Source organism: Rhizobium sp. L1K21 (assembly GCF_024055895.1).
GTDB lineage: Bacteria > Pseudomonadota > Alphaproteobacteria > Rhizobiales > Rhizobiaceae > Ensifer_A.
In genome coordinates, this window is the sequence record NZ_JAMXLE010000003.1 from 433,156 (window position 1) to 444,639 (window position 11,484).

General features: G+C 55.1%; 9 protein-coding genes. 1 reads left to right on the plus strand and 8 read right to left on the minus strand.

Features of this window, described 5'->3' with window-relative positions:
• Positions 1-13: 13 nt before the first annotated feature.
• On the plus strand, positions 14-928 hold the full coding sequence (locus NHF56_RS17040) for a helix-turn-helix domain-containing protein (protein WP_252806745.1): 915 nt from the start codon (positions 14-16) through the stop codon (positions 926-928).
• Between the two features lie 348 nt (positions 929-1,276).
• Here NHF56_RS17040 and NHF56_RS17045 read toward each other — a convergent pair whose 3' ends face one another.
• From NHF56_RS17045 to NHF56_RS17080, 8 genes are all read right to left on the minus strand, one after another.
• Entirely contained in the window at positions 1,277-2,251 is a 975-nt protein-coding gene (locus tag NHF56_RS17045; protein WP_252806747.1) for a TAXI family TRAP transporter solute-binding subunit, read from the minus strand.
• A gap of 2 nt (positions 2,252-2,253) precedes the next feature.
• Entirely contained in the window at positions 2,254-4,386 is a 2,133-nt protein-coding gene (locus tag NHF56_RS17050; protein ID WP_252806749.1) for a TRAP transporter fused permease subunit, read from the minus strand.
• Positions 4,379-6,043 (minus strand): sulfatase-like hydrolase/transferase, encoded by a 1,665-nt coding sequence (locus tag NHF56_RS17055; protein WP_252806751.1) that lies wholly within the window; start codon positions 6,041-6,043, stop codon positions 4,379-4,381. Before NHF56_RS17055 ends, NHF56_RS17050 begins: the two co-directional genes overlap by 8 nt.
• Positions 6,044-6,143: 100 nt before the next feature.
• The gene (locus NHF56_RS17060) at positions 6,144-7,058 is read right to left on the minus strand and encodes a LysR family transcriptional regulator (RefSeq protein WP_252806753.1); all 915 of its coding nucleotides are present in this window, start codon (positions 7,056-7,058) and stop codon (positions 6,144-6,146) included.
• Positions 7,059-7,691: 633 nt separating this feature from the next.
• The gene (locus NHF56_RS17065) at positions 7,692-8,525 is read right to left on the minus strand and encodes an SDR family NAD(P)-dependent oxidoreductase (protein WP_252806755.1); all 834 of its coding nucleotides are present in this window, start codon (positions 8,523-8,525) and stop codon (positions 7,692-7,694) included.
• A 311-nt stretch (positions 8,526-8,836) separates the two neighbouring features.
• Positions 8,837-9,715: an NmrA family NAD(P)-binding protein gene (locus NHF56_RS17070; protein ID WP_252806758.1), complete on the minus strand. Its 879-nt coding sequence runs from the start codon at positions 9,713-9,715 to the stop codon at positions 8,837-8,839.
• Positions 9,716-9,813: 98 nt separating this feature from the next.
• Entirely contained in the window at positions 9,814-10,377 is a 564-nt protein-coding gene (locus NHF56_RS17075) for a VOC family protein (protein ID WP_252806760.1), read from the minus strand.
• A gap of 274 nt (positions 10,378-10,651) precedes the next feature.
• Positions 10,652-11,347, minus strand: coding sequence for a hypothetical protein (locus NHF56_RS17080; protein WP_252806762.1), 696 nt, complete (start codon positions 11,345-11,347; stop codon positions 10,652-10,654).
• Positions 11,348-11,484 lie beyond the last annotated feature (137 nt).

Below are 11,484 nucleotides of genomic sequence, written 5' to 3' on the forward strand. Positions count from 1 at the left end.
GCGGATTGGGTCGATGTTTGATATGGAGCGCTCCAAGGTCGTCGAGGCGTTTGACGCGTCCATTGAGAGCATCAATTTCGGCTCCATGCTGGTGAGCCGGATGCGCACCCAGCCATTTGTCTACGAGCGCGTGCGGCGCCGGATCTCCGGTGATTTGATGGATCACTTCATGATCCGCGTGGATCTGGAAAATGTCGAGGCACGAAGCGCCCGGCCATCAGCAATTGTGGTCATAGACCTTGCGCAAGTCTCCGAGCGCAACATGACCCCTTCTCACAATATTTCGGTGGTGCTGCCGCGGCGTGTATTTGGCAAGGATGCTGACGCACTTGCCCGGCTGCATCAGTTACCGCTGACGCACGCCAGTGCCCTCTTTCTGGCGGACCACCTTGTGTCTGCCATGCAGCACGGCGCGCATCTGGACGGGGAAGTTCCCCGCGCGATCGGCGCCATGTTGCCGACGCTGGTCGTCAACTGCCTTCTTGACGAGCGTCGATTCGCCGACGAGGAACTCAAGGCGGACCGCGACCTTATGTTGTTGTCGAAGGCCAAACAGATAATCAACGACCAGCTCTGTTCACAAAAGCTGAATCCCAACAATCTGGCGCGCCAGCTCGGTCTCTCCCGGTCATCGCTTTACCGTCTGTTCGAGCCTGCTGGCGGCGTGGCCAAGATCATTCGTGAATCGCGGATGCGCGCAGCCGCAAGGGCGATCGCCGAAGGCGATATCCACGTACGAATTGGCGACGTTGCCGATCGCTATTGTTTTTCAAGTGACGCCCAGTTTTCCGCCAGCTTCAAGACTTATTTCGGCTGCACACCGTCCGAGTTTCGTGCTTCCACCTTGGAGACCAACCCAGCAGGGCCAGCAAGAACCCGCCAATCAAGCAATGACCGGGTTTTCCCCGTGTGGCTCGCCAATCTTTAGCTTTTCAATCGCCACCTTTGACGTTCATCGAACCAAGCCGCGTCGTGCAAAAGACAATAGCCGGCATTGCACCGACCGAATTCGCTCGAACCAAAGAACCGCTACGTGATGCAATGCCGCATAGCCGAAATGACTCCGCATCGTAATCCGGCGCTTAGCAATCAAGTCTTCTGCCCTGCGCAGGCGTGACCTTGGCCGAAAAACGGCGGCGTCTATATTGAACGGAAGCATCTCCAGTCATGCCAATAAACTTTTGCCTGACCCGATCATCTGGTTAAGGCGACGCTTACGTTCATACTCTTGGGGGTTGGCTGCTGCAGGGTAGCTTACCCGTTGGCTAGGGCATCCTTATTGCAGTACGCCCGCTTCTCGATAATAGCGGGCCGCGCCTGGATGGAGCGTGATATCGCCGAGCTTCTGGACGGCATATTGCTTGCTTAATGCCTTTGCCCAAGGCGCTTCCGTCGTAATTTTATCGACATTCTCCCAGAAGGCCTTGGTTATGCTGTATACGGTTTCTTCGTCCAGATTGGCACGCACGCCAATGCCGACTGCTGTATCATGCGACATAACCGGTCCATCATTGACCTGGTTTTTGTACATGCCAGCAGGGACTTCCGACAGTTGTCGGTAGTTGCCGAGGAATTCCGTGACGGCATCGCCCGAGTAATCCTGCGGACCTATGAAACGAAGCTCTTCGGTTTCGGAAAACTGGATAAACTGCTGACACGGATCAAGGCAGCCGTTTGCATACATGTCGATCTTACCGTCGAGGAAAGATTGAAAACCGGTCGCCCAGTTGGATGTGATCGCCTGATAGTCTTCTCCGGCAACAAGGCCGGTTGTTGCTTCAATCCAATCCTTGGCCGTGCTGAAGGCACCGCCACCAGCAGGACCGAGGAAAACCGTGGTGCCCTCCAAATCGTCCAGTGTGCGAATGCCGCTGCCTGGCCGCACGGTGTAGTGATACTGTCCATACGGAAACCACATCAGCAACTGCACGTTTTTAGACAGTTCGGCGGCGTCGGGTTCGTTCGCATACATGCCCTTGCCCGCCTTCATGAACTGATAAACCGTGGGCGATACCATCGCCATATCCAGATTTCCACGCCCGACTTCCAGCATGTGAAGCGTGGCGGCTCCCCCTCCAGCCACCTCGATTTGGATGTTCTTGAGTGTTTCGCTAACCAGATTGGCGAACGTCGCCATAGTAATTGCCTGGCCCAGACTTGGTTCAATTGTTGCCATTTTGAGGGTTTCTGCATGAGCGGTTGTCAAGCCTAAACCCAAGGCTGCTGCCGCCGCAAAGCTACTGTATTTCATGGTCATTTTCCTCCCATTTCGAATTTTATCTGCTGTGCGTCCATCGTGCCTTGGCGCGCCATCATCCACTCGCGTGCAACCAGAGCAATTCCAACCAGCGCTGCCGGCACGGCAATGAACATCTGTGGAACAAGGCAGACAAAGCCGACAACGACTCGCAAGATGCGTTCTGTCGGCACAAGCCTTCCGCGGTCAAACCCGGCAATCCCCGATGCAATGAGCCACATTGCAAGCGCGAATGCGGCGATGATCCAGAAAAAATCACCCCAGCCAACCGTGGTGATGTCGATCATGGCGCGTGAGGTGACGGGCGCTTCACCGAACCATTCGAAAAGCACCTGCAACTTGTACAACACGGCAGGGTGGTAGACGAAGACGAAAGGTATGATGAAGCCGGCGATCGCTATTCGTGCCGCTTGAAAACCCGTCTTGATCGGGTCGGCGTTGGCGATCGGAGCCGCAGCAAAGGCCGCCAGCGCCACCGGTGGCGTCACCGTTGACATCATGGCAAAGACGACCACGAAAAGATGCAGCGTCAGGGGCGCGATGCCGACCGTATCGATGCCCGAGCTGAGCGCAATTACGATGATGAAATAGGTAGCGCCGGGTGGCAGTCCCATGCCCAGAATGATCGCGCCGAATGCAACAACAAGCAAGACAATGGGCAGCGGCCCTGCAGCGATCTGCGCCAGCAGCAGGGACAGTCTTCCGGAAAACCCGGACGTCTGGATCAGCCCGACAATGAGGCCGATGGCCGTCACGATCACCACAATGGAGGCTGACATGCGACCGGCGCTGACAAAAGCACTCCAGAGTCTTTTCGATGAGCGAAACTCGGGAAACAGCACCAGCGATGCTGCGAGCGCAGCGATCAGGCCATAAAAGCCAGCTTTTGGCACCGAAGGCTGCGCAAAGAGGAAATAAGACAGCGTGCCAAGCGGAACGATGAAAACCAGCGTCTGAAACCACTCGATACGCGTCAAATTTCCGCGCTCGCTTGCAGGCAGGGCACCAATGCCAAGGCGCCGCGCTTCGAAATAGACCGTCAAGAAGGTGCCGAGGTAGTAGAACGCCGCGGGCAAGATCGCGGCGACAACAATGTAGCGATATTCAAGACCGATCTGACCAGCCACGAAAAATGCGACAACGCCCATCACCGGCGGCATGATCTGGCCACCCGTCGAGGCCGCAGCCTCCACGGCAGCTGCAAATGCAGGTTTGAAGCCCGATTTGCGGATCACGGGAATGGTCATGACGCCGGTTGATACGACGTTGGAAATCGCCGCTCCTGACAAAGTGCCGAAAAGTGCGGAACTCGCGACAGCTGCGTGTGCCGCGCCGCCGGTCAGCCCGCCAGTCAATCTGTTGGATATCTTCATGAGCAGGTCGCCCGCGCCAGACGCCATGAGAATGGCGCCGAAGACGATGAAGATCAGCACATTCCCGGCCACAACCTGAACCGGCTGACCGAACATCCCACCGGTCTGCGCCCAGAAATTGAGGATCATGCTGCGAAAATTCTGTTCCACAGTTGCTTCCGAGCCCGCCAGAATGCCAGCCCATTCCGGCAACCAGCCGCGCACAAAGAAGTAGACAAGCCAGAAAATGCAGAAGGCCACAATGAAGCCACCAAACATCCGGAATGTGAGGTAAAGCGTTATCAGTGTCGCCAGCGGAAATGCGACATAATCGATGTCATTCGCTACCGGCAAAGCGCCTGCATCTGAGGCAAAGATTTTGACGATCCAGATGCCGAAAACAATAGCTGCAAGAATGGCAATCGACACGTTGAAAAGCGTTGTTTTCCAAGATCCAACACCTTTTGAAGGACTGAGGCTCAGCGCGGATATGGCAAAAGACAGGATGATCGGCAGGCCAATGATGAGGCCGGTCGGCAGCAGGAAGCCTTGCTCGAAGCTGCGGTAAACGCTGCCAAGCCAATGTTCGCGCAGGAGAATGCGCTGATCGCGGCGGGAAAGCTCAAAGAAGCCATCTGTGGTATTGGCAATGATCCAGTGAACAAGTTCTCCTATGGGACCCGACGCGGCATAGAGCGCGATGACCAACGCAAAGACCACCGCCAGACCATCAGAGGTGCGCCAAACGGACCTTTGCACTGGAGCCGCGTCAGACATGTTCACCACCCCCTGTTTTCAAGAAGTTCTGCCGGGCTGGCCCACGGTATTTCTCGGTCAGTTCCTCCGGCACTTCCGAACCGTCAACCAGGAAGGGCAAGATGCCCTTGCGCAGCGAAGCACCACGCATAGCGTTCAAATCAGCCTCTGAACGCGTCACCCGCTGCGCATCACGCCGGCCCCAGCTAGCCAGCATTTCATACAGCGAAGCGCACACCTCCGCATAGGCATCATCAGCACCAAGGTCGTGAAATTCGTCCGGATCGTTTTGCAGATCAAACAGCATGGGCCGGAAGCCGCCTTCTGCATGGATCATCTTATACCGACCGTCAAAGACCATGAACAGGCGGGCGTCTTTAGACGACACACCAAGCGCGGTGCGCATTGGCGTGATCGAATAGTTATATTCACTGATGACGAATTTGCGCCAATCCATCGGTTGTTCGCCTCTGATCCAAGGCAAGAGCGAACGCCCTTCTATGATGTGGCTCTGCGCCTCGCCTCCGGCTGCATCCACAAAGGTTGCCGCCAGGTCGATCGCCTCCACAAGCGCATCGCATGTCGTGCCGCGCGTTGCATCAGCCGAGGCGCGGGGGTCATAGATGATCAATGGGACCTTGACGGACGGATCGTGAAACAGGTCCTTGTCGCCCAGCCAATGGTCACCCAGATAGTCGCCGTGGTCAGACGTGATCACGATCATCGTGTCTTTCAGACGATCTTCCGCTTCGAGATAATCGAGCAATCGGCCCAGTTGATCATCGGCCTGTTTGATGAGGCCCATATAGGCCGGGATGACCTTTTCGCGCACATCGTCGCGTTGAAACGCCTGACCAAACTTGTTGCCCATGAAGGCGCTGTAGACCGGGTGCGCATCAATGCGCTCGCATTCGTCGCGGCGCACGGGCTTGATATGCTGAGGCCCGTACATATTGTGATAGGGGGCAGGCACGATATAGGGCCAGTGCGGCTTGATATAGCTGACATGGGCCAGCCAAGGGCCTTGCGTCGCCTCCATGAAGCGTATTGTTTCGCTTGTCAGCCAAGGGGTTTCGCTGTCTTCCTCGCGTATATTGGCAGGCCTGTCGGCATTCTTGAACATCCAGCCGGTGGCCATGTTGTTGTTGTCGTCAATGCCCGCATTGGCATAGTCCGCCCACGGGTTTTCACCGTCATAGCCCTTGGATTTCAGATACTCATTGTAAGGCGAGCGCCTGGTATCGTAGAAGCCATCGGGCCCCTGACCCCAGAGACCATCGTCGCGCGCCCAGGCATCAAAGCCGCATTCAGACTGGCGCGCGCCGATCACGCTGTCCGGACTCAAGCCGAGACGCGCCATGCCTTCCGCATCCACTCTCATATGCGTCTTGCCAAGCAGCCAGGCGTCCATGCCGAGCTTGCGCAGATGATCGCCCAGTGTCACTTCGCCCACCCGCAATGGGAAGCCATTCCATTGGGCACCGTGTGAGGAACTATAGCGTCCGGTATAGTAACTCATGCGGCTTGCGCCGCAGATCGGCGATTGCACATAGGCATTTGTGAAGCGCACGCCCATGGCGGCCACGCGATCGAAATTCGGGGTGTGAAGGTGCGGATGTCCCGCGCAGCTGAGATAATCAAATCGCAGCTGATCGTACATAACGAACAGAATATTCAAAATTTCCTCCCATGCGCAGACGTCCTGGCGGCCGCCTCTGCATAAGGAAGAATATCAAGTCCGTTTATAACCGAAAAGAAATTAAACTTTATAGATATAACTAGAGGATATCGGAGTATTCCTGTTGCAACGCCTTCGCCCGGTTCACAATGGCGTCGGCGAGAGCCTGTCCAGCGGGGGTCAAGGGACGGTCAGCAGCAAGCGTCAAACCGAGCTGCACCGGTTTAATCAAGTCGAGGATCGGAATTTTCCTGATTTGCCAGCGCGGCAGGATTTCGTCCAACATCAGTGATGGGAAAGAACAGACACGATCGCTGCCCTCGATCATTGCCAGAAGTGAATTGATTGAATCGGATGTCGTGATGGGTTCCGGAGGCTTCAACCCTGCGGCCTCAAAATCTTTGGCAATGCCGAAACTGCGCCTGCGCTGACCGATCATGATCCATTCGGCATCGACCAGCTCTTTGAGTTGCTGTGCACCGGCATATCGCGAGTTCATTCCGGTGATGATCGAGATCGGCGTTTTCAAGAGCGGCAGCACCGTCAGTCCCGTCCTCTCTTCCGGCCCCGGAACCGGGCCAACGAGGAGGTCGGTTTCGCCCGAGCGCAAATCCGAAAGCGCCGCCGGTGACTGGCCTGCAGACACTTGCAAATGGACCAGCGGAAACTGTCTCCGGAAGCGGTCCATGATGTTGGGAATGATCCTGACTGCCGCCATGGGGGAGACTGTTACATGCAATATGCCGGTTTCTTCGCCCTGCAACTGACGGACATCTTCATTCAGCTTGCGGAATTCCGAATGAATGGCGCGTGCACGGTCGATAATGCGCTGGCCGATCTCCGTCGGTTCGACCCCGCGGGCTGCACGCGTGAAGATTTTCGCGCCGAGTTCACTTTCGGCCTGTTTGAGCAGTTTTGTCAGCGCGGGCTGCGATTTTCCCAAGGTCTCTGCCGCAGCGCGCAGGCTTCCCATATGGGCGATAGCCACAATCGCTTCAACATGATGAAACTTCATCTCGCCGACTCCAAAATTACAGTGAGAAATAGCATAGGGGCTTGAAATACTACGTGGCAAAGTTTTTCAGGGGAAAGGCTGTGCAGCCGTCAGCGTCCTAAAGCCTCGCTCAACGGACTGGCTCAGTTCCAAATTTCAGAATACATGTTACAGCTCCTCAACAAACCAGGATGTGTTCCTATCATTTGGGACTCGGTATGAGAGCCAGTCTTCCTGCGTGAAGAGCAGCGCGTGATATTTTCTTCTGCCCCATCGGGTACCGTCTTCGCTCCAACTCTCCAGGCGCTTTTCTCTATGTTTTGGTGAAGAAGCATGCTCAAGTCGGTGCTCGCGCCGCAAGAGCAAACCATGTTGCACATTATCGCATCGGCGGTTCTCGTTAATCTCCTCAATCCAAAGTTTTTGATTTTCTTCTTCCCTCCCCGCCTCAAATTATCGAGTCAATATCGCCTGCCTACGCATTGAATACGTTTGGTTTAAGCTCGGCCTTCGTGGGGGCTTACTTTAGCGGTATTCGTTGCATACGGTCTGATTGCAACCCTATGTCGAGGGTACGTCATTTCGTCCGTGGAGAATACGCGGTTTCGCGTCAGCGTTTGCCGGGCTCGCTTCGAAGCTTTCGCTTACCCAACGTTAGACTCTTTGCTGCAATGCTGAACAAAGCTTGTGCAGATCCTCCGCCAAGCGCCAGATGGCGAGATGGTCAAGTGCCTGGGGTGCCAATGGCTTGGGTCGTCCCCGATACCAGTTGCTTCCGCTCGTTTCCATGAGGTCACCTGTTAGCAGTAGTCTCAATACATCTTCTGCGACGTCCTCCGGTCTGCGCATAAAGGGCCGCCAGATCACCGACATCATGCGATAGAACCCGCAAAAATGACGCGCAAACGCGGTTCGGGTCATGCCCGGTTCAAGAGCGTGGACTGGAATCCCCTTGACTTTCAGCGTTGATGCAAAATAGCTCACAAGCTGCATCTGACACAGCTTGTTTGCATAATAGGTTTGGTTCGGATCGAAGTCTTTTCCGGACGCAAGAGCTTCGAATTCATAGTTGCCCCAACGATGTACCAGCGAACCGGTAACCAACACCAAGGGGTACTGCGAACTGGCCAACCACGAGGTTAGGCCGTCGATCAACAAATAGGTGGATACCACCTCTGTGGCAAAACCGAGTTCCAGTCCTTCAGGCGTTATCTTGCGGTCCCAGGGCTGAACACCAGCGTTACAGAAAAGAACATCGAGCGATCGGTGTTTTGCGCGCACGCGCGCGATCAACTGCGAAACGTCGTTGGGTCGCGCCAGATCGCAGTACTCGAACGAGACCGGACTGCGCCAGCCTGTAGGGCAGTCTGCCCCGGGCCGGAGCACAAGAACGAGTGAAAAGCCCTCCGCATCGAGCCTACGGGCTGTTGCCAGGCCGATGCCCGAACCTGCGCCAGTGATCAATACCGTTCGCGTTCCAAAATCCATTTGCGAAATCCTCACAAATGACTGCAAAAGTCCCAAAGCCCAAGTGCGTGCGCCTCATCGTCTTTGGGCCCACCACTTATGCAAAGCAGTTCATCTCTTCGCATGAATTGAGCCGAAGATCCGCACCGTCAAATTTACCAGCCCTGGACAAAATTGCCCCACCGGAACAGCCGTCGGACAAACGCAGTGAACCGAGCAATAACGACCGTGGCGTTCTTCGGCCTTCCGCTTCAGTCAGAGCCTCGATCACAAAACAGAAAGTCCATTTGACCTCCTTTTGATAATTCAATCAGTCAACATGCCTGGCATGTTCACGCTGCGGCAAGTTTCGGCAGAATCGATAGCTGGACAAACTCTTCAAGTGTGGTCGGTGTCGGGTTCCTCGGTTCCATCCGGCGCACCATGCCGGAGCGGATGCCGGCATATAGTCCGTTAACCAGCTTTGCCATCTGTTCAGGCATGCCCGTTGCCACCATTGCGCCAACCATTGTTGCGTCATCAACCTGAACAAAGCGGACCGGTTTTCCGATAACCCTGCCAATGATGGAGGCGGCTTCGTTGTAGCTGACATCTGCCGGCCCGTGCAGCCCGATTACATGGTGGCCGCTCCAAACGGTATCCATTGCCACGCGAGCGGAAACTTCCGCGATGTCGCGCGTCGCGATCATCGGGATAGGCTGATCGGCTGCGTGCGAGCTGTAAATCGTACCTTCAGCTTTGATGGTCGGGAGACTGAAGAAGAAGTTCTCCATAAAATGGCCGGGCCGCAGGGAAACCATATCAGGAAAGGCTTCACGGAAGCTCTTTTCGATCGCAGGAAGGCAGGCAATTGGCCCCACGCCGCTGTCGTGTTGCGCTCCCACGCTGGAAAGCAGGATCGCGCGCCGGACCCCGGCGTTGCCTGCGATATCTGCTATCCTTTGCCCACAGTCACGGGCCCATTTCAGGAAATCAGGCTGGTCGAGTACCAGTGGAGGAAGCCAAAACAGGAGATCCGCCCCGTCCACCGCTTTCTTCAACACATCGGGATCGTCTATTGATCCTTCCACAAGGCGTGCGCCCCTCGCAACGAAATCCGTTACCTTTGCCGGATTGCGGCTTATCATGGTCACGTCATCGCCATTTGAGAGGACATGCTCCACGAGCGCGTGACCAATATTTCCGGCAGGCGTATTAACGATAATGCGCATAGAATACCTCTTGAGGTTCCCTGAAACCGTGAAGCATCGCGAAGGCGCGCTCCTAGCCAGTCCTGAATCTGAGTTGATTGCGTTGAAAGTGGTAAGGGTCAGAGCTTGTGGCGCGTCTTGTCTGCGTCAAACGACACAGCAGTCATGACTTCAAAAGCCAGCCGACCCGCTGCTACGCCGGGATCTTCCGCCAGGATTTCCGCGACTTCCTCACGGCTGTCCGCCAGCATAAGACCAAAACCGAGTATGGACGCCCCGCCAGGCAAGGCGCTGACATGGGTGAGCTTTCCCTCGCGCATCAAATTGAACATGTTGCGTGCATGCTCCCATTGAAGATTCGCAAGTTCAGGATCCTCGAAACGCGGTCCCCGCGTCAGCACAAAGGCGAAGCCGGGTTTCTGTCCTGCCAGGAGACCTTGCATCGTCTGGTCGGAGACGGGACCGGTGACGGGACGCTGCAGGGGGGAATGCAAACCGAGGCGGTTGCCCTCTGTATCCCGAAAGAGGACGATTTCTCCGCCTTCTTCGGACACATAGGTTCGGGGCAGTATTATTTCTCCGCCAAGCGCCTGCAACTCGGCTGAAAGCCGGTCCAGCTTGCCCGTTGCGTCAAGGTATACCAGAGGGCCGTCGCTCGAAGGAGAATAACCATCGCCCTCCACCAGCGCCGTGTCCGCTAAAATCGTTTGACGGGAAAACAGCGTAATTTATGCCGTTGATTGCAAATGGCTGAAGTTCGACGGACAGCAATGATTGATAGAATTTCTTGGCACGAGCCATGTCGGTAACCGGTATTTCGACCCAATTAAAGAGAGCTGTCATTGCTCATATCTCCTGTTGTTCCAATAGAAGAATAGGGGATCGGAAGCGTGGATGATTGAATGAAATTGCAGCGAGCGTCTGCACTGCCTGGCTGGTATTGCTTTTCGCGGAATCTCATTTCGCCAAGCGAAGGACGCTTTCAGGATCAGGAGGGTCTTCGACAAGTTCCATGAAACTTTTCTCCCTCAGCAAAAGTTCAACCGCAAGCTGGTAACGGGTATACAAGCCGTTTTTCGGATCCATCTCCGGGGCACCATCCTGCAGCGCCTTACGGCTGTCGCCAATATCGAGATTTTTGCCTTTGCCAATATGATCGGCATATCCTTCAAGCAGCCATGCCGGCGTCTGCAAGTAGCGTAAGACACCGATGAACTCGACCTGCTGGATGTGCGTAATTTCATGAGCAATGAAATAGGAAAGCGGACGATCGGCCATCGAAAACCGCCACGAAGCCGGTGGAAGAACGGAATTGCGGCGAATATCTGCTGGGCGAATATAGATATTCCGACTTAAGTATACGTCCGAGACTCCTCCAAAATTTGTTGAGGTCCTTCGACCAAAAAAGCTGAGTTTCCAGGTCTTGTTGCAAATATAAACCTTATAAGGTCCGTCTAACGGCAATGCCGAACGCTCCAGCCGCCGCTCGACGTCCTTGAGAACATTTATCGCTTCGGGTGGGATCGGTTCGTCAGAACGCAAGATAATATTCTCATCCCTGAAATCGTAGAAAAACAGGAGGTCGGGCCAGATTGTCAAAGTGAACAAAACTGATGCCACCAGTACCGCCAGAGTTATACCAAGCTTGAACATTTGCATTTTCAAATCGTTTCTGAAGATCGAGATGAACCTTAGGTCACGGACTCATAAATGAGGTTGTTTTGGTAAGCCAAATTTGGTCAGCAACTAGGCGCAAGGGCGCAGGAAATGCCGATCATTTTCAAGCCGTT